Origin of the sequence: Nostoc sp. UHCC 0302 (assembly GCF_038096175.1) — a bacterium.
Classification (GTDB): domain Bacteria; phylum Cyanobacteriota; class Cyanobacteriia; order Cyanobacteriales; family Nostocaceae; genus UHCC-0302.
In genome coordinates, this window is the sequence record NZ_CP151099.1 from 7,940,363 (window position 1) to 7,958,136 (window position 17,774).

Annotated in this window: 19 protein-coding genes and 1 pseudogene; 6 read left to right on the top strand and 14 right to left on the bottom strand. The window is 41.5% G+C overall.

Annotation, left to right across the window (positions count from 1 at the left end):
- Positions 1-104: 104 nt before the first annotated feature.
- The 3 genes from WKK05_RS34360 to WKK05_RS34370 form a co-directional block, all read right to left on the bottom strand.
- Positions 105-1,157, bottom strand: coding sequence for a phosphate ABC transporter substrate-binding protein (locus tag WKK05_RS34360; RefSeq protein WP_341527432.1), 1,053 nt, complete (start codon positions 1,155-1,157; stop codon positions 105-107).
- A 26-nt stretch (positions 1,158-1,183) separates the two neighbouring features.
- On the bottom strand, positions 1,184-2,566 hold the full coding sequence (locus tag WKK05_RS34365; protein ID WP_341527433.1) for a serine/threonine-protein kinase: 1,383 nt from the start codon (positions 2,564-2,566) through the stop codon (positions 1,184-1,186).
- Between the two features lie 210 nt (positions 2,567-2,776).
- A complete protein-coding gene (locus WKK05_RS34370) occupies positions 2,777-3,790 on the bottom strand; it encodes a LysR family transcriptional regulator (RefSeq protein WP_341527434.1) in 1,014 nt (337 codons plus the stop codon).
- Positions 3,791-4,091: 301 nt separating this feature from the next.
- On the opposite strand from WKK05_RS34370, the gene WKK05_RS34375 reads away from it, so the two are divergent.
- From WKK05_RS34375 to WKK05_RS34390, 4 genes are all read left to right on the top strand, one after another.
- Positions 4,092-4,808 (top strand): NnrU family protein, encoded by a 717-nt coding sequence (locus tag WKK05_RS34375; RefSeq protein WP_341527435.1) that lies wholly within the window; start codon positions 4,092-4,094, stop codon positions 4,806-4,808.
- A gap of 414 nt (positions 4,809-5,222) precedes the next feature.
- Positions 5,223-5,609, top strand: coding sequence for a thioredoxin domain-containing protein (locus WKK05_RS34380; protein ID WP_341527436.1), 387 nt, complete (start codon positions 5,223-5,225; stop codon positions 5,607-5,609).
- Between the two features lie 255 nt (positions 5,610-5,864).
- Entirely contained in the window at positions 5,865-7,958 is a 2,094-nt protein-coding gene (locus WKK05_RS34385; protein WP_341527437.1) for an NAD(P)H-quinone oxidoreductase subunit 5, read from the top strand.
- A 163-nt stretch (positions 7,959-8,121) separates the two neighbouring features.
- Positions 8,122-8,346 carry an addiction module protein gene (locus tag WKK05_RS34390; protein ID WP_152588362.1) on the top strand — a complete coding sequence of 75 codons (225 nt, stop codon included), beginning with the start codon at positions 8,122-8,124 and terminating at the stop codon, positions 8,344-8,346.
- Positions 8,347-8,395: 49 nt separating this feature from the next.
- Here WKK05_RS34390 and WKK05_RS34395 read toward each other — a convergent pair whose 3' ends face one another.
- Both WKK05_RS34395 and WKK05_RS34400 read right to left on the bottom strand, forming a co-directional pair.
- The gene (locus WKK05_RS34395; RefSeq protein WP_341527438.1) at positions 8,396-8,881 is read right to left on the bottom strand and encodes a DUF3368 domain-containing protein; all 486 of its coding nucleotides are present in this window, start codon (positions 8,879-8,881) and stop codon (positions 8,396-8,398) included.
- Positions 8,878-9,147, bottom strand: a complete 270-nt coding sequence (locus WKK05_RS34400; RefSeq protein ID WP_194000951.1) for a UPF0175 family protein — start codon at positions 9,145-9,147, stop codon at positions 8,878-8,880. The genes WKK05_RS34395 and WKK05_RS34400 overlap by 4 nt, the downstream gene beginning before the upstream one ends.
- A gap of 90 nt (positions 9,148-9,237) precedes the next feature.
- On the opposite strand from WKK05_RS34400, the pseudogene WKK05_RS34405 reads away from it, so the two are divergent.
- Positions 9,238-9,519 (top strand): annotated as a pseudogene (locus tag WKK05_RS34405) (NAD(P)H-quinone oxidoreductase subunit F); the annotation flags it as partial.
- A gap of 195 nt (positions 9,520-9,714) precedes the next feature.
- Here the strand turns inward: WKK05_RS34405 and WKK05_RS34410 are convergent.
- The 7 genes from WKK05_RS34410 to WKK05_RS34440 form a co-directional block, all read right to left on the bottom strand.
- The gene (locus WKK05_RS34410) at positions 9,715-9,918 is read right to left on the bottom strand and encodes a hypothetical protein (protein WP_341527439.1); all 204 of its coding nucleotides are present in this window, start codon (positions 9,916-9,918) and stop codon (positions 9,715-9,717) included.
- A gap of 144 nt (positions 9,919-10,062) precedes the next feature.
- The gene (locus WKK05_RS34415; RefSeq protein ID WP_341527440.1) at positions 10,063-10,452 is read right to left on the bottom strand and encodes a hypothetical protein; all 390 of its coding nucleotides are present in this window, start codon (positions 10,450-10,452) and stop codon (positions 10,063-10,065) included.
- Between the two features lie 69 nt (positions 10,453-10,521).
- Entirely contained in the window at positions 10,522-11,019 is a 498-nt protein-coding gene (locus tag WKK05_RS34420; protein WP_341527441.1) for a helix-turn-helix transcriptional regulator, read from the bottom strand.
- Entirely contained in the window at positions 11,016-12,467 is a 1,452-nt protein-coding gene (locus WKK05_RS34425) for a restriction endonuclease subunit S (RefSeq protein ID WP_341527442.1), read from the bottom strand. Before WKK05_RS34425 ends, WKK05_RS34420 begins: the two co-directional genes overlap by 4 nt.
- Complete coding sequence (locus tag WKK05_RS34430; protein ID WP_341527443.1) at positions 12,467-14,515, bottom strand: N-6 DNA methylase; 2,049 nt, start codon at positions 14,513-14,515, stop codon at positions 12,467-12,469. The genes WKK05_RS34425 and WKK05_RS34430 overlap by 1 nt, the downstream gene beginning before the upstream one ends.
- 81 nt (positions 14,516-14,596) lie before the next feature.
- On the bottom strand, positions 14,597-14,923 hold the full coding sequence (locus WKK05_RS34435) for a type II toxin-antitoxin system RelE/ParE family toxin (RefSeq protein WP_341527444.1): 327 nt from the start codon (positions 14,921-14,923) through the stop codon (positions 14,597-14,599).
- Positions 14,924-14,927: 4 nt separating this feature from the next.
- On the bottom strand, positions 14,928-15,185 hold the full coding sequence (locus tag WKK05_RS34440; protein WP_341527445.1) for a hypothetical protein: 258 nt from the start codon (positions 15,183-15,185) through the stop codon (positions 14,928-14,930).
- Between the two features lie 363 nt (positions 15,186-15,548).
- Here WKK05_RS34440 and ndhD1 point away from each other — a divergent pair, with 363 nt between their 5' ends.
- On the top strand, positions 15,549-17,126 hold the full coding sequence (gene ndhD1, locus WKK05_RS34445) for a photosynthetic/respiratory NAD(P)H-quinone oxidoreductase subunit D1 (protein WP_341527446.1): 1,578 nt from the start codon (positions 15,549-15,551) through the stop codon (positions 17,124-17,126).
- Positions 17,127-17,199: 73 nt separating this feature from the next.
- On the opposite strand, the gene WKK05_RS34450 is transcribed toward ndhD1, so the two are convergent.
- Positions 17,200-17,406, bottom strand: coding sequence for a hypothetical protein (locus WKK05_RS34450; protein WP_341527447.1), 207 nt, complete (start codon positions 17,404-17,406; stop codon positions 17,200-17,202).
- Positions 17,407-17,509: 103 nt separating this feature from the next.
- Positions 17,510-17,668, bottom strand: coding sequence for a hypothetical protein (locus WKK05_RS34455; protein WP_341527448.1), 159 nt, complete (start codon positions 17,666-17,668; stop codon positions 17,510-17,512).
- Positions 17,669-17,774 lie beyond the last annotated feature (106 nt).

The window sequence follows — 17,774 nt, forward strand, 5'->3', positions numbered from 1 at the left end:
ACGCTTATTATTTGATTATTCTGCCAAATTCAACCGATTCGATCAGTTTTTGGCTAGCTTGAACAAAATTTATTCGTTAAGTTGCAATTGAGTAAAAACTTTAATCACTTGATTCTGACGAATCCAGCTTGTTCAACTAGTTCTTGACCTTGAGACGATAACAACCAGTCTGCATAAGCTTGCCCTGCTTGCTGGTCTGTTTGCCCATTTTGTTTAACAATTACAAATAAATTGCGAGTAATTGGGTATTCTCCACTGCGAAACGCTTGAGTATTCAACTGATTACGCTGAGTGGGACATAGAGATGGAGGTATGTAGGGTTCTCGGTAAGGAGCTACTAGTTGTCTGGACGTGCGTCCCAGTGGCAGGGGCTTAATGACGCATTGGGGTACAACTTCTGGGGCAGAAGCATAGTAGATGCTGCCAGGAGTCGAAGCCAATTTTCGTAGGGCTTCAGTAGTGGTGTCAATATAACGAACGTTGTTACCAAAATTTACTTTTCCTAAAACATTTTCCACAAAGAATTCCACTGTACCTCCAGACTCTTTCTTGCGAGAGAATGGGGTGATGGGTAGATTGGGGCCGCCTACTTCTTGCCATTTTGTAATCTTGCCAGTGTAAATATCTTTGAGTTGGGCAACAGTTAAACCAGGAATATTAAGATTAGGGTTGACTGCGATCGCTATCCCATCAATCCCTACTGGAATTTCTTTGAGGCTAAATCCTTTTTTTTGAGCTTGTACATTTTCTTCAGCTTTGATTGAGCGAGAAGACTGGGCAAAAGCCAGTTGATTTTCTATCAACATCCGTATCCCAGTACCAGATCCTGGCTTGTCAAATGCAGGTTGAGTGTAACGTAAAATAAATTGAGGGCAGAGGCTTTGCAGTGCAGGATCTGCTTCTTTACGGATGGTTGCCCAAGTTGTGCTACCACCATAATTAAATGTCCCTGTTGGAAGCTTTGGCTCGTTACATTTGTTGAACAACAGGTTTCCAAAAGCCAAAGGATTTGTTGGCTTGCTATTCCCCGATTGGTTAGGAACAATTCTATTTAATTGCGCCCACCGTTCCATCAGAAACCATAAACCACCAAAGATTAAACCAATGGTAATGACAGCGGCTAAGAAAAGGCTAAGTGTTTCGTTTTTCTGAGACATAGGTGGCTGTTAGCACCAGAAGTTTTTTAAAGTATCAAAGATAATAATTTATAAATAAGGCGAAATAGAGATGTCAGGGCAATAGCCACTAATGCAGCGCCCAAGGCTAAAATAACTATTTGTTGAATACCAAGGCCACCTTGCAACAAGGGTAAAAAAAAGATAATTGCAAAGCTAATCCCCGGAATAATTAATAAATCGAATTTTTCAATCCACCGTCTAGTTTGGGCAAAAATCAGTATACCTAAAATAGTGGCAGCAGTAGCCAGGGTAATTATTGGTGATTTTAATAAACTCAAGAGGGCGATCGCTATCAATGCACCTTCAAATCCACTAAACCCTGCTCCAATTAACAATTCGATTGTAGAAAATGCTGGTTGTGATTGTATTGGTCGTGGTCGTTGCTGTGGCTGCTGTGGCTGCTGTGGCTGTGTTGATGGTAATATTGTCGGCGGTATTACGTGCTGGGTAAGTGCTGACAAAACCTCATCAGCTGAGTGAAAGCGTTGATTGGCAGCAGCCAGCAGCATTTTATCTAAAATATCAGCCAACTGAGGGCTAACACTTGCTTGTGTTCGCCATTGCCATTGGTTACTATACGCATCAAATAGTTTAGTGGCTTCTTGGTCTGTCAACAAGGTAAGAATAGTTACAGCCAAAGCATATAAATCTGTAGATGGGAATACTTGACCCCCAGCCATTTGTTCAGGTGGTGCAAATCCTAGAGAATAAATTCCTGTGGAATAAGCAGAACCAGATGGGACATTTGTTACTTGCTTAACTGCGCCAAAATCTAGCAGGAAGAGTTTACCATCACGACGACGCATGATGTTAGATGGTTTAATGTCTCTGTGGATAATGCCTCGATCATGCACAAACTTTAGTACCTTAAGAATTTCTTGTAGTAATTCTAAAATTTGCTGCTCAGAGAATTTACCTTTGTGAGCTAATTCTTCCTGGAGGTTTTGCCCATCAATGTATTCTTGCACTAAGTAAAAAAACTGGTCTTGCTGTCCTGATTGCAAACTATTAACTATAACTGGAAAGAAGGCAAACAAGTCAGGTATATGATCGTGTTGATTACCTATTTCGGCTAAAACTTCTGCCTCTCTCTCAAACATCTGCTGTGCTTGTTGCAGTTGAGCTGAGGTTAAATTTCCTGCTGGTTGGAATTGTTTAACCACGCATTGACGCATTCCTGGAATTCGGCGATCGCGTGCCAAAAAAGCTGCTCCAAATCCTCCCCTTCCTAGCAGCTTAATTGGTACGTAACGACCATCTAACATCAGGGGCATCCCACAGGTAATACAGTATTTTTGCTGCGCTGTTTTCAGCGTCGTAATATCATCTAAATCCGCAAAATAGTTTTGTGGGCGTGGGCAGCGTGGACGAGTGCAGTAAACTTCCATTTTCGTGATTAGTCATTAGTCATTAGTCATTAGTCATTAGTCATTAGTAATTTACAAAAAACAAAGGACAAATGACAAAGTGAAGGAGCGCCCGTCGGCTTCCGAGAACTCTAAGCGGAGGCTTCCTCCGTTCGCGTAGCGTGTCCGCAGGACTTAGGAGACTCAGAAGTTCAGTGGGCGATCTGAACTTCGGGGACTAATGACCAGATTTTAGCCTTCTCCGGAGGAGGTAGGCGTCGCTGCATCCAGTGTAGTTACTACTATGTTTTTTTGTGCTAATTTTAACACATTTTGATTCCATTCTGGGTTAGCAAACTGAGGCAAAATTTCCTGACTAAAGGCTTCTGCGGCTTTAGATCTATAACGGTTGGGATTAAAGATCAGCCACAGATTCCGTTTGACAACAACGCCTTCAATAGGGGTGCAGTGCAGAACGCCCATTTGTAACTCTTTGGCGATCGCGCTGGTGGATACAAAAGCAGCCCCTAGACCAGATTGCACAGCATTTTTAATTGCTTCTATGGAATTCAATTCCATTTCCACTTTAAAACGTCTTGTATCAATCTCGCAGCGTGCTAGTACTTGGTCAATTACTTTGCGGATAGTTGATTGGGAATCTAGAGCTATGAATTGTAATTTATATAGGTCTTCTTTTTGGATTGTTTCAAGTTTGGCAAAGGGATGAAAGACGGGTAGAATCAGGGCTAATTCATCTTCAGCGTAAGAAATAATTTCCAAAGATTCTGCCAGTTCACCAGGAATTTCACCGCCGATGATTGCTAAATCAACTTGCCCGTTAGCTACACTCCAAGACGTTCGCCGAGTAGAGTGGACGTGCAATTGCACTGCCACATCTGGATACTTTTGTCGGAACATCCCGATCATTCTCGGCAAAAGATAAGTACCAGTGGTTTGAGAAGCGCCAACAATCAAAGTACCGCCTTGGAGATTTTGTAAATCTTCGATGGCGCGGCAGGTTTCTTGACACAGACTCAGAATTTTTTCTCCGTAGCTTAAGAGTAAATGCCCTGCTTCTGTAAGTTGGGCGCGACGTCCTCCACGGTCGAATAAGGGGACATCCAGTTGTCGTTCTAGATTTTGGACTTGTAAACTAACGGCTGGTTGGGAGACGTAAAGACTATCAGCGGCGCGTTTGAAGCTCCCTTCTACGGCGATCGCTTTCAGGATACGTAACTGATCTAAAGTGAAAGGAAGGTCAGACATAAGGCTCAACCCACAAACTTTGAAAGGAGTGGCTTTGGCAACAAATAAAATTTCACAGCTTTCTAGCTGGGCATGATTTGTTGCATCTTAAACTTGAAGGCTTGACTCGAAAAAGACAGTAGCACAACATCTTGACTAAAGTCCCCTTTTGAATACTTTGTGGTATTGGTTGTACTGAATTAGGTTTTCTTTAAATTACTTCACCTGTGTATTATGATGCTCTTGCTTTAATTTATCTCTCCTCAATACCCAGAATCCTCGCGCTGATTGAATTTCTTCATTGTTAAATTTTAAATTGCTTATGATGCTGACTCCTTGGTTGACTCCTAGCCATTTTGTGATGCTGGGGTTATTATTAACTTTTGCGATCGCTCACAGTGGAGGTGCTGCTTTGCGCCCTTGGGCAGAAAAATACATTGGAGCAAGGCTGTATCGCATTTTCTTTGCATTAATCAGCTTACCGTTAGCTGTGATTTTAATTATTTACTTTATTAACCACCGATATGATGGTTTAGTACTTTGGCAAGTGCAAGGGGTGTCGGGAGTACGGGAAGTTGTTTGGTTGCTATCAGCGATTTCGTTTTTGTTTTTATATCCTGCTACCTTCAATCTACTAGAAATTGCTGCCATTCAAAAGCCCCAAGTTTATCTCTTCGAGACAGGAATAATTCGTATTACCCGCCATCCTCAAATGGTGGGGCAAATAATTTGGTGTGTTGCTCATACTCTTTGGCTAGGTACTAGTTTTACCCTTGTGACCTCAATTGGGTTAGTGTTACACCACGGGTTTGGAGTTTGGCATGGGGATCGTCGTCTCTTGCATCGCTATGGCGAAGCCTTTGAAATTGTGAAGCAGCGGACTTCAATTATTCCTTTTCAAGCAATTCTTGACGGTCGTCAATCTCTCAAATGGCAAGAATATCTTCGCCCTGCCTATTTGGGAGTCGCCATTTTTGTGGTCTTGCTTTGGTTATCCCACCCCCTGTTGTTGGAAGCAACTAGTACAATAAAATGGTAATTTTAGCTGATCCCCAAGTACAGCATAAAATACAAAGTAGATGAAACTTTCAGCTTATCAATTGCTACCGAATCAATGTAGGATGAATTCAAACATCTATTCAGTGGGGGTGCGCTCAGTCGGTTTAAGATTTTATATTGGTATTTGTTAGTCAACTGCCTTTCCTTGGGAGTAAATGGCAAATGCATTCAAAATTCCTAGTTAGCTACGGCAATCAGAAGTTAAACATCCAAAAAAGCCACCGTGAAAGTCGCGCTGGCTTTTTTGCCAGAGACACATCAACACACTCAATTTTTGCTTAATTATTTTGTGTCCTGATTTTTTTGTCCTGATAGCATCTATTGGTAGTTGCTTGCCCGTCCTTTAGTGCTGATAGCTAGTTTGATATAAAAACCTTATAATCCAAGAGGCGTCATGGTGTTGTCGGTTAGTGAGCGGACATTTACTCAAGAAGTTTTAGAATCTCCAATTCCTGTTTTAGTTAATTTTGAAGCACCCTGGTGTGGTTTGTGTCGAATTATTCATCCACTTTTATTGCAATTTAAAGCCCAATGTGGGGAGGAAATTAAATTGGTCGGGGTTAACGCCGATCAAAATTTCAAATTGTCTACTACTTATAAACTAAAGTCACTACCAACTCTACTATTGATTGAAAACGGAATTGTCCGGCATCGCTTGGAAAGTTTTCGTGGTAGAGAAGATTTACGTCTAGCCTTAGAAGAAATTAAAGTCAGCTATAGCAGCCGCCCTAAAAGCTACAGTAGCTCAAAAACAGCAGACTTGGAGTGTCGTTCAGCCTGAAGGGAGCGCTTAGTTTCGAGTCACGGAAGTTAGGAGCAGAGACTTACTCCGCGCCAAACTTCTCCCTGAGTTATGAGTAATAATTAGACTCAGCGTTCAGGAATCAGCACTCCGGACTATTCTCAGCAAATATAAAACCATGCTTAACACCCCACCCAATGACCTTTGGGTGGGTTATTTTATCCAAAGGGTGTGTGTCACAATTATTAACAGTTTCGATACGCTAATCAAGAATTCTAAAAGTAGGCGTCAGTGATGGAAGTAATCTATCAGTATGCCTGGCTGATTCCAGTATTACCTCTTTTAGGGGCAATGCTGGTCGGTCTAGGGTTAATCTCGTTGAATCAAGTGACAAATCGCCTGCGGCGGCTGAACGCTGTAGTGATCATTTCCCTGATGGGGGCGGCTATGGGGTTGTCGCTTGCCTTGCTATGGAGCCAAATTCAAGGACACCCGACTTATATCCGCACCTTGGAATGGGCGGCGGCAGGCAATTTTCACCTGAGCATGGGCTACACTATTGACCACCTGACAGCCCTGATGCTGGTGATTGTGACAACGGTAGCCTTCCTCGTCATGGTCTACACCGATGGCTACATGGCTCACGACCCAGGTTACGTAAGGTTTTACGCCTATCTCAGTTTGTTTGGTTCCTCAATGTTGGGTTTAGTTGTAAGCCCCAACTTAGTACAGGTTTATATCTTCTGGGAACTGGTCGGGATGTGTTCCTACTTGCTGGTCGGCTTTTGGTACGATCGCAAGTCAGCAGCAGATGCTGCCCAAAAAGCATTTGTGACCAACCGCGTAGGTGACTTTGGTCTGTTGCTGGGCATTATCGGGCTGTTCTGGGCAACAGGAAGCTTTGATTTTGGTGTGATGGGCGATCGCCTCACACAACTCGTAGAATCAGGTTCTGTGAGCAATTTCCTCGCAATCCTGTTGGCAATTTTAGTTTTCTTAGGCCCAGTTGCCAAATCTGCTCAATTCCCCCTGCACGTCTGGCTCCCGGACGCAATGGAAGGCCCCACCCCCATTTCTGCTTTAATCCACGCAGCAACAATGGTGGCAGCGGGTGTTTTCCTAATTGCTCGGATGTACCCAGTATTTGAACACATCCCAGCAGCAATGAACGTAATTGCCTTTACAGGGGCATTTACGGCGTTTTTGGGCGCAACCATTGCGATTACCCAAAATGACATCAAAAAGGGCTTAGCTTACTCAACCATCTCCCAGTTAGGTTACATGGTGATGGCGATGGGAATAGGCTCTTACAGTGCTGGACTATTCCACTTGATGACTCACGCCTATTTCAAGGCAATGCTGTTCTTGGATTCTGGTTCTGTGATTCACGGCATGGAAGGAGTCGTCGGTCACGATCCCGCGTTAGCGCAGGATATGCGCTTGATGGGAGGATTGCGGAAGTATATGCCAGTTACCGGAACCACCTTTTTGATTGGTTGCTTGGCAATTTCCGGTATCCCACCCTTTGCGGGATTCTGGTCAAAAGATGAAATTCTTGGTGCTGCTTTTGAAGCTAACCCGCTTTTGTGGCTGGTTGGCTGGTTAACTGCTGGGATCACTGCTTTCTATATGTTTAGAATGTATTTCTTAACATTTGAAGGCAAATTCCGGGGTACTGACGAAACAATCAAGGAAAAGCTGAAGAAGGCAGCGACAATTGTTCTGGAATCAGAGTCAGAAGAATTAGCTCCGGCTTTTGGCCCTGGAGCAATGAAACACGGTGAATTGTCAGCAACTGATGACCATCATGATTCTCACGACGGTCATCACAGCGATACTCCCCACGAATCACCGTGGACAATGACCCTACCGTTGGCACTTTTAGCTGTGCCTTCAATTTTGATTGGTTTGACAGGTACACCTTATGCCAATTACTTTGAGGAGTTCATTTTTCCTCCCAGCGAAACCCTTACTGAAGTTATAGAAAAAGCCGCCGAGTTCAACCCGACGGAATTTTACGTAATGGCAGGGGCTTCAGTGGGAATTTCCTTAATTGGGATTACATTGGCTTCGCTGATGTATTTGCAAAAGAAAATTGACCCAGCAGCGATCGCTGCTAAAATCAAACCACTTTACGAGTTATCCCTCAACAAGTGGTACTTTGATGACATTTACCACCGTGTTTTTGTCCTTGGCTTACGCCGCCTAGCCAGACAAGTCATGGAAGTGGATTTCCGCGTTGTCGATGGTGCTGTTAACCTCACAGGCTTTTTTACCCTTGTGAGTGGTGAAGGTCTGAAATACCTAGAAAACGGCCGCGCTCAATTCTATGCCTTGATTGTGTTTGGGGCTGTTTTGGGCTTAGTGATTGTCTTTGGTGTTACCTAATTTTAATCGGGGTGGGCGATCGTCCGCCCCTAAGTTTTTTAAGAGTCTAATTTAGACTCCTTTTTTTAGCTTGAATTCCTCAGCAGTATTAACTGTTGAGGTTTTATACTTTGTACTTCCAGTAAAATAAGAGGTACTCTACTAGAGAGTTTAGGTACTCACTATGACCCTTGAACAGCTGGAAGCCGAAGTTCTTGCACTTCCAAAAGATTCTCAAGTGATTTTATTAGCAAGATTATTGGAAAGATTGGGTCAAGAAAGTGGAATAGATCAAGAAATTGCGGCTAGTTGGGCTGAAGAAGCCCAGAAGCGTGATGAAGATATGAACACCAATCAAATTACTGGTATTCCGGCTGAAGAAGTGTTTCGACGAGTTTGTGCATCTTAACAATGACAAGAATTGTATTTCATTCATTGGCAGAGCAAGAGTGGCAAAATTAACCTTGTTCTTGGTAATAACGATCTAAAAAACTTTGGATGAGGGCAGAAGATGCACGAAAAGTGGTTAATTGCAATTTAGAAATGGCGTTAGGAAAATCAATTATCTCTTGGGTTCCTGCTCGATAAAGAACACCGAGTAAGCCTGTGACATTAAGACCTTGTGCGATCGCTGCTTGTCGAGCATCCATATCATCTAAGATAATTAGGGCGGCGTTGAGTTGGACAGCCAGAGAAATGGTTTCTTGCTCACCTATACCAAGTTTGTTAGATAAGTTGGGTAATAGAGATGTGGTAGTTTGAATCTCTAACCAGCTTGGAGGTTGGGCTATCCAGTTTTGAACTTGGATGTAAGAACCTTCGGCAAGAAGTTCTGTGCAGACGGCATTGGGGATGGTGATGCGACCGAAAAGTTGAGGCAGAATTTCAACACAATCAATCAAGATGAGATAGCACAAAGGTGAAGTATCGCATACAACTATCATTGCTGGGTAATAGCTTGGTCAATAGCTTGTAAGTCTTGCTCTAAGTCAGCTACGGTGTAGGGTAGGTAAGCTTCATAGGTTTTAAGAAAAGCATCGGTAGCTAGTCGAGAAGAAAGATTTAACAGACGTTGAACTTGAGCAGTAGAAATTTGTTGATGGCGATAAGCTTCAACCACTAGAGATTCTAAGGCGCGGCGAGAAAGTTGGTCAGGGGTATTAGCGAGTTGATGGGCAATGTCATCGGGTATTTCGATGGTAATTTGCATTTGCAGTGTACTTTAACGAATGTATGATGCTTATTTTTAAGAATAACTGAGCAGCATCATACATTTTTAGCAATGCTCCGGTTGGGCTAGGCGATCGCTGCTAAAATCAAACCACTTTACGAGTTATCCCTCAACAAGTGGTACTTTGATGACATTTACCACCGTGTTTTTGTCCTTGGCTTACGCCGCCTAGCCAGACAAGTCATGGAAGTGGATTTCCGCGTTGTCGATGGTGCTGTTAACCTCACAGGCTTTTTTACCCTTGTTAGTGGTGAAGGTCTGAAATACCTAGAAAACGGTCGCGCTCAATTCTATGCCTTGATAGTGTTTGGCGCTGTTTTGGGTTTAGTGATTGTCTTTGGTGTTACTTGATTTATGTAGAACCAGGGCGAATAGAATTCGCGGCTACACAAACGAAGTCCGCCTGCGCGGACTAAGGAAAAATTAAATTTTTGAAACCCACCTTCGTGGGTTTTGCCTGTGTAGACGCGGTTTCTAACCGCCCTTTTACTCAAGTTTTTTAGGAGCCTAATTTAGACTCCTTTTTTTTTGCTGATAGTCAGCAATTTAAAGATTAAAGCCTTCTTTTACATCATTTGGTGGTTCAAACATAATCTCAAAACCTCCGTTGGGAATAGTTCGACGCAAAAATCTTAAATGGTCGTCTGCATCTTGGCGGTTAGCAAAACGGGCGACGGTGTGAGATTGGGTAATCACTACAGTTTTTACTATCACCCAAGGATGATTTTGGGCAATAACTGGTTTTATCATGGTGAATGTCTCCTTTTGTTAGGGAGCCAAGAGCCAGCAGGAAGCCTCGGAAACTTATTTGCTGGCTTTTGACAAGATTTGTAATTTTGTTGCTGGGTTGCTGTAAGTGTGAGTGTGTTTTCATCGCTTCTAAACACTCTCATCTCATAGATTTTGTGGTAAAAGCTGGGTTGCATCATGGTCGTGAAGTCCTGGGACAACTAGCCATAGCCACATCCGGCATTTGAACAAGCGCAATGATAGAAGTTCTTCAGGGAATTTTTGATTTCTGTGACCTTGCCAGTGTCCAAGGTGTGCAAGTTGTTGTTTGGCGCAGGTTGGGCAGAGGTCGCCTGGTTTTCCTTTGTCGATGGTGTAGTTTGAGTCTTCAGGATTGAGAGGTTTAATTCCAGGAAAGCGCCCTGCTTGGGAATGGGGGCAGGGTTTGCCGTCAAGTTCTGCGGGGATGATGCCAGTACAAATTAGGCTGTCGGGGTATACGTTGCCGTCCGGGGAGAGGAAGAGGGCTTTGGGTTCGGTGTTTTGAATATTCATGCTTGACTACTGCCAGAAGCAAATGCTATCCTGACAATATAGTAAATTAATTACTAAAATGTCAATCAACTAATCTGAATTTTCTGGCTTTTTCTCATATCTAAATCCAGCTGTTTCAGCCACCAATTCCAAATGTTTGGAGGTAGAGCGAGGTATTACATAAAGACTGTTTTCCCAATTACTGACTGTTTTCTGACGCACCCCAAGCCTTTCTGCAAACTCTGCCTGTGTTAAACCCATGTGAAGACGCAGTGCTTTGATTAATTCGCCATTCCACACTACAGTGTCACCTTTAACCTGAACTTGAAAGTTATTAGGAGGTTTATAAAATTTTATTTGCTGCTTATCAAAATCAACTTCCTCAACACGATATCCTGCTTCTATCCAGGCTGAAGCTTGTAATGCGCCTTTGCTCCGATTACTCCACCAAGCCCGTTTACTTTTTGCTGAATTGGGCAAAGTATCTTTTATTAAAGTCTCAATTTCAGCAAATGATAAAGTTATTTCATTTTGAGCGCTGCCACGTAAAAATTCAAGGAGTGGCTGATATTTACTGCCCTCCTTCATGTCACTTCTTCTTCTCCTAATATCATGCGTTCAACACGAGCTTTTGCTTCAGTCAGCAAGTATTCAGCTTCGGTATACAGATGATTTGCTTCATTACGTCGTCTGTTTAATTCATCTACGATTACTTGCTGAATTTCCATAGACGGTAAGGGAACGCGTAGATGTTGCAAGTCTTCTGCATAAAGGTGAGCAGTTTGACCTCTAGACATTCGGTTGATAAGCTCTTGAATAGGTTTAGTGATAAAACAAGTAAGTAAGTATTCTGGAAGTACAATTTTATGATTAACTCGAACAATAATTAACTCACCAACTGCCATACATTGATCAACATATTCAATAGGAATATCTCTTACCAAACCAAAACTTCCACCAATATAATCCAACTGATGAGAGGCTGAAAGTAAAAGTAAATCTCCATCTTTTACGTATGCTTTTTTAGATTTTTGAAAAAATGTTCTTGATGTAAAAGCTACTTTATTCCATTCAATTTGCCAATTTTTTGTAAGACTGGAAACTTTTATTACTACACAGCCATTTTCCGTATAACTGTCTTTAGCAGGAGTTAATCCATTTACTATGTTTATGCAAATCTCAGACAAGTTTTTTGTTGGATATATTGAATTTTCTATTATCTGCTCTAACTGAGTATAGAATGGTAAAAAATAACGGACATCAAAGCGATTTAATTGTGCTCGCCTAATGATAAATCTATTTTGACTTCCTGGTAAAACATTTTTAATTCCAATTACTTTAATTACATACTCTTGGATTCCTAAAATTAAGTTCTGTGCTGCTACTAACTTTTCTTGATGTGTAGAATAAGCACTCTGTATTATTTGAGCAATAAGGTCTTGAACAGGTTTAGGGGGAACAGGAATTATAAACTCTCCAACTTCAGATAAATTTAATTCTGGTCTTGTTGTTCTATGCCCTAATCTAATAGCTTGAAATTCACCTAATTGAGAATTAATAAATGTTGCAACATAATGAGGATTTATTTCTTTTGAAAGTTCTAAACCAACAATATGACCTGTAATATTACCTTCTTTTAGACTTTCAGGAAATACAGCAGCAGTCCCAAGTCTACCCGCTATTGTTATCAAAAGATTTCCTGGAACTACACGGCTACGAATCAATTCATTGTGTTTTTCTTGAGATATGTATTTAAGTTCATCTAAAAAAATTCCTGAAGGTAGAACATCCTTAACTCTAATGTAAGGTATTATTCCATTATCCTGATACATATCAACTTTACGATTACTACCAAAAGGCCCGTCAAACATCCGGTTACTTAATTCCTTTAATGAATGAAGAGGATATGGACATTCATGCAACTTTTTAAATAGAAATTGAAACTTAGGTTGATAAAATTCAACAAAAAGTTTCTTTCTAGTCAAATCACTTGATTTAACTAGAAATCGCTTTATATCATATTTATTAATATCCATTACCATCCTGCTAGATTTTCAAAATCTGTAACTGTTTCTACTACTTCAATAGGGAAATGTGCCTTTTCTTCAGGTACAGTAAAACGACCTGTTGCATCATAACCAATGTCATCAATTCGAGCCATGTAAACGTTGTAATCTTCACCTGTTTCGACAAGTACTTGTCCTATTTCTAACTGTCCTTCAGCTAATAAAGGTATTTTCCGTTTTTCTAAAATAACTATGCTAGTTTTAACGCCTGCACCATAAGGCGCAAATGTTTCTTGTGGTAAACTAATAACTGCTTTTAATCTTGCCCAACGTAAAACCCAATCTCTAATATCCTGCATTGAACTATTAGCCAATACTCCATCAGGTAAAACAATGGCTAGCTTTCCATTGGGTGCAAGATATTCCAAACAACGATTAAGAAAAGCTACTTCTTGGGGAATACTTTTAACAACCTTGCCCTTTTTCTTACTCACCCCATCTCGTCCAGCAAAATCCTTTAGAACACTTTCATTCGTTAATTTAGAACCAAATGGAGGATTAGTTAAAATCATCGTCAACCCTCCCAGATAAAACCCAGGACGTTCTGGAAGCCCCTCTGTAATTCCTCCTGTAATGCTACCCAATCGCTCCAGCGAATCCATTACCTTTAAATCGGCATATTGTGCGCCATTCATTAAAGTATTAACTCGCGCTACGTGCATCACATTTCGAGAATATTCAGCACCAAATAAATGATTATCTCGAAACTTGATAAACTCTTCCGTTGGTTCTTCAGGATTAATCCCTTCAGCACTACCACCATTATTTGCTATTGCTTTTACATACTCCTGCTTACGCACATAATCTAAAACGTGTGTTAACATCCGCGCTGAACCGCAAGCAGGATCGCCAACATAATCATTTACTGTAGGTTGCAAAATTCCCACCATTAAATTAATTACAGGTGTAGGTGTGAAATATTGCCCTAAATCATCGCGGAAAGTCTTACTCAGAAAATCCTCAAACACCCCACCTTTGACATCTGCTGAAGATTTTCGCAAACTCCAAGGCTGTAAACGCTTGACGATTTCCATTGTGGTGTGAGGCTTGAATTGCAACACATCAGCCTCATTAAATGCTAATCGTGCCGAAAGATCGTCACCAAATTTTTTTGCTAAAGTTTCACGTTCCCACTGCTTCGCTTTCTCAAAAGTTTCTCTGACTTGAATTAATAGACGTTCTGGGTCAGTTTCATTACTTACACTAAACACATAAGCTCGTTGTTCACCTGTTTGCTTTACCAAGTCTACTGTTGCTTGCTCGTCGTACCACTTAGCAAACAAGAATTTAACCATTGCATCAACGGCTTCTTGTGGCTGCAAACCCTCGTTATCTCTCAGAATAGAGTGACAACCAGAACGCGTATCTCCCAAAACCTCCCGAAACCTATCACGGGTTAGGGGCGTGAGTCCTGTTTGAATCCCATCTGGTTCACTGGGATTAAGAATTACAGTATAAAAACTGTGCTTTGCGGCTTCACGGGCGCTTTCATACTTCTGTAAATCACCAATTATTTCTAACTTTCTTGGATATTCAAGGTCACGACGATAAATTACTGTATGTTTACCACTGGTTAAAATCGCATAACGGGCAGATGGTGAAGCACTCATGTAAGCATTGAGTCGATTAAGATGATCGACCCAACCTTCGCCCTCAGTCCCGCCAACTTTTTTACTTGGTTCCATAGCCTCCACCATAATGAAGGCTACATCCAAATTACCTATAGAATCAGCATAACGGTCATCGTAAACTACAAGGTCTGCCCGTCCTTGATAGCGTCGCCCACCTTGATGAGTTCCCTCGGCAAAATCTGAATTTAGTTCTAGTTCCATTGCCTCTAGTGGAACACCGTACTTTTCTACTAAAATCTGAAGCGCCCACATCGTCACAGGGTCTTCTGCTGGACGCACATAAGAACCATCAGCTTTAAATAACTTCTGTAGATTTATATGCTGGCGATAGTCCTGTGGTATGTTAGCCGGATTTTGGTAAGGATTAGTGAAATCGGAGAAAGGCATGAAGTTATTGCTATAGGAGACAGACTACACAGTAGATAAATGATATGGTATTGTGGGCGATCGCGCTTTATCTATGTACAGCTATGTCTTTTTAATTGCATCTTCAATTTCTTCTAAGCTCACATCTGTCTGATCCGATTTTGCATAAATGAGTAGAAGTAAGACACATTCAGGTGAGACAACCTGATAAATCACCCGATATCCACCACTTTTGCCCGTCGGGATATCACTGTTTTTTGCTCTAACTTTAAAAACGGTCAAGTCTATCCCAGAAATTTGATCGCCGATAAAATTCCCAACCTGTAGCTGATCAATAATGGGTTGAATGTCAATTTGAATTTGGCGATAACGTTTAGTCAGAGTTTTGAGACGGCGCTTGAAGGGAGGTGTAAAGCGGACTTCTGCCATAAATCTAGGCTTCGATATCGTCCCAAAGCTCTGAAACTGGGAAAGTTTGTCCTCCTGCTGCTTGTCTTACGGACTCTTGCAAGTCGGCTAATATTTGTGCTTTTGGCTCTTGTTCATCAATCCAAGCTAAACCACTGACGTTATCAGAATTTATGGAACTTATAAGCTGTTGCCAAAGTTCTATAGGGACGAGTACATCTGTTGTTTGTCCCTCTATGTTGGTGACATAACGAATCTGGCTTTCAATTTGTGCGATTATCATAGGGTTATTTCTCCTGTCATGCTTTTTTGCACCAAATTGCTTTTTTCAACAACCACCAAACAGCATCGTGTATTTTTAGCAATAGGTTGGGCTATGCGTAGACGCAGAGTGGCTTGTCGTAGACATCGCACCACTAAAGTATGATTTTAGCGGCTTTTTTAGGGTAAATTTTTGACTTTACTGGGAGTATCACAACACACATTTCGCACCCCCAAATGTCAAAAAAAGACTCCCAAAATAAAAAATAGGGAATTGCCAATTTAATTAAATCAACCTAACGTTGAAGGTCAAACTCCCGAAAAGCTGCTACTTAATAGCTAGTGAGTTCTTGCCAAACATGATTTTGATAGCAGAAGAATTGCGATGAATACAGCTCATTTCCCGTGGCTGACGACGATTATTCTGTTTCCGATCGCCGCGTCACTACTTACACCCATCATCCCAGATAAAGACGGCAAAACAGTACGCTGGTATGCCTTAATTGTCGGATTGATTGATTTTGCACTGATTGTTTATGCTTTTTATACCCAGTACGACTTTGCCAATCCAGATTTACAGTTGGTAGAAAGTTACTCTTGGGTTCCGCAACTAGATTTGAAATGGTCGGTAGGGGCAGATGGCTTGTCTATGCCCCTAATTATTTTGACAGGATTCATTACCACCCTGGCAACTCTAGCAGCTTGGCCAGTGACACTCAAGCCTAGGCTATTCTACTTTTTGCTTTTGGCGATGTATGGCGGTCAAATTGCCGTGTTCGCCGTCCAGGATATGTTGTTGTTTTTCCTGGTGTGGGAACTAGAATTGATTCCGGTTTACCTGCTGCTAGCAATTTGGGGAGGGAAAAAGCGGCAATATGCAGCTACCAAGTTTATTTTGTATACTGCTGGTGGTTCGCTGTTTATTTTGATAGGCGCTTTGACAATGGCGTTTTATGGCGATACAGTCACTTTTGATATGCGATCGCTTGGCCTCAAAGACTACGCCCTAAATTTCCAACTTTTAATTTATGGTGGCTTCCTGATTGCCTACGCCGTCAAGTTGCCGATCATTCCCTTGCATACTTGGCTACCAGATGCCCACGGCGAAGCTACAGCCCCTGTGCATATGTTACTTGCAGGCATTTTGCTGAAAATGGGCGGTTACGCCTTAATTCGGATGAATGCCCAAATGCTACCCGATGCTCACGCTTATTTTGCGCCAGCCTTGGTAATTTTGGGGGTAGTTAACATTATCTACGCCGCTTTGACATCCTTTGCCCAGCGCAACCTCAAACGAAAAATTGCCTACTCCTCTATTTCTCACATGGGCTTTGTACTCATTGGTATTGCCACCTTCACTGATTTAGGATTGAGTGGGGCAGTGTTACAAATGGTTTCTCATGGGTTAATTGGGGCGAGTTTGTTCTTCCTTGTAGGTGCGACTTACGACCGGACACACACCCTGATGTTGGATGAAATGGGCGGTGTCGGCAAGAGGATGCAGAAGATTTTTGCCATGTTCACCACCTGTTCTATGGCTTCTCTAGCTTTACCAGGGATGAGTGGTTTCGTAGCAGAGTTAATGGTATTTGTTGGCTTTGCTACTAGCGATGCTTATAGCTCCACATTCAAAGTTATTGTGGTCTTCTTGATGGCAGTTGGAGTAATTTTAACTCCGATTTATCTGCTCTCGATGTTGCGAGAAATTTTCTATGGGCAAGAGAACGAGGAATTAGTTGCTCATCAAGCTTTGATAGATGCTGAACCCAGAGAAGTATTTATCATCGCCTGTTTGTTAGTGCCAATTATTGGCATTGGTTTTTATCCAAAATTGCTGACTCAGATGTACGACTCTACAACTGTACAATTGACGGAAAGATTGCGTAATTCCGTGCCGACATTGGCACAGCAAAAAGAGGAAGCTCCTAAAGTTTCTTTGAATGCGCCGCTAATTGGTAATTAGCCAGCAATTCATTTTTGAAATTTACCGGGCTTCAAGAGCAGGTTTTCTACCTGCTCTTTTTTGTATTTATTCTTTAAATCTTTAAAATACTCTTATCTTGCCCTACTGCCAAGAATATTTCTTGACCTTGATAAACAATATTAATTTGTCCTTCATACACATCATAAATAGCCAAAAACTTTTTTCCGTCTAATTCTACAATTTCGCTACTAGTTATTGCTCGACAAACATATTCAATATCAATATAATTAGCCGTACTTACCTGTTCAATACCAGTCAATCTGATAAAAAAATAAAGCAAGTTATCTATTATAGTAGTGTTTTTTTTTAATTGCTTTAAGCAACCAAAAAACATCCCACACAATAGCTGATGTTACGGCTTGTTAAAATGCAACGTTATAAAAGACGCCTATCCAGTGGGAATCATGTAGTGTATATTGTTCATGGAACTCGCTAAAGCTCATTCTCTTACCTTCTTGCCAAGGTAAGGAATTATCAATTAACTCTTGATAGAGCCAACTAGGGTAATAAAACTCTGTCAAAGCTTTAACCTGAATTTCTGAAAATACTTAGAATTTGCCAAACGAATAAAGCTAACCATAAAGACTAAAATCTATCAAGAAATTATTTCAAATGACTTTCCTAACA

Coding starts and splice junctions, on each gene's coding strand:
- WKK05_RS34360 (WP_341527432.1), bottom strand. CDS start 1,157: ATGTCTCAGAAAAACGAAACACTTAGCCTTTTCTTAGCCGCTGTCATT.
- WKK05_RS34395 (WP_341527438.1), bottom strand. CDS start 8,881: ATGATAGTTGTATGCGATACTTCACCTTTGTGCTATCTCATCTTGATT.
- WKK05_RS34370 (WP_341527434.1), bottom strand. CDS start 3,790: ATGTCTGACCTTCCTTTCACTTTAGATCAGTTACGTATCCTGAAAGCG.
- WKK05_RS34390 (WP_152588362.1), top strand. CDS start 8,122: ATGACCCTTGAACAGCTGGAAGCCGAAGTTCTTGCACTTCCAAAAGAT.
- WKK05_RS34440 (WP_341527445.1), bottom strand. CDS start 15,185: ATGATAATCGCACAAATTGAAAGCCAGATTCGTTATGTCACCAACATA.
- WKK05_RS34435 (WP_341527444.1), bottom strand. CDS start 14,923: ATGGCAGAAGTCCGCTTTACACCTCCCTTCAAGCGCCGTCTCAAAACT.
- ndhD1 (WP_341527446.1), top strand. CDS start 15,549: ATGAATACAGCTCATTTCCCGTGGCTGACGACGATTATTCTGTTTCCG.
- WKK05_RS34365 (WP_341527433.1), bottom strand. CDS start 2,566: ATGGAAGTTTACTGCACTCGTCCACGCTGCCCACGCCCACAAAACTAT.
- WKK05_RS34415 (WP_341527440.1), bottom strand. CDS start 10,452: ATGAATATTCAAAACACCGAACCCAAAGCCCTCTTCCTCTCCCCGGAC.
- WKK05_RS34410 (WP_341527439.1), bottom strand. CDS start 9,918: ATGATAAAACCAGTTATTGCCCAAAATCATCCTTGGGTGATAGTAAAA.
- WKK05_RS34385 (WP_341527437.1), top strand. CDS start 5,865: ATGGAAGTAATCTATCAGTATGCCTGGCTGATTCCAGTATTACCTCTT.
- WKK05_RS34430 (WP_341527443.1), bottom strand. CDS start 14,515: ATGCCTTTCTCCGATTTCACTAATCCTTACCAAAATCCGGCTAACATA.
- WKK05_RS34420 (WP_341527441.1), bottom strand. CDS start 11,019: ATGAAGGAGGGCAGTAAATATCAGCCACTCCTTGAATTTTTACGTGGC.
- WKK05_RS34380 (WP_341527436.1), top strand. CDS start 5,223: ATGGTGTTGTCGGTTAGTGAGCGGACATTTACTCAAGAAGTTTTAGAA.
- WKK05_RS34425 (WP_341527442.1), bottom strand. CDS start 12,467: ATGGATATTAATAAATATGATATAAAGCGATTTCTAGTTAAATCAAGT.
- WKK05_RS34375 (WP_341527435.1), top strand. CDS start 4,092: ATGATGCTGACTCCTTGGTTGACTCCTAGCCATTTTGTGATGCTGGGG.
- WKK05_RS34400 (WP_194000951.1), bottom strand. CDS start 9,147: ATGCAAATTACCATCGAAATACCCGATGACATTGCCCATCAACTCGCT.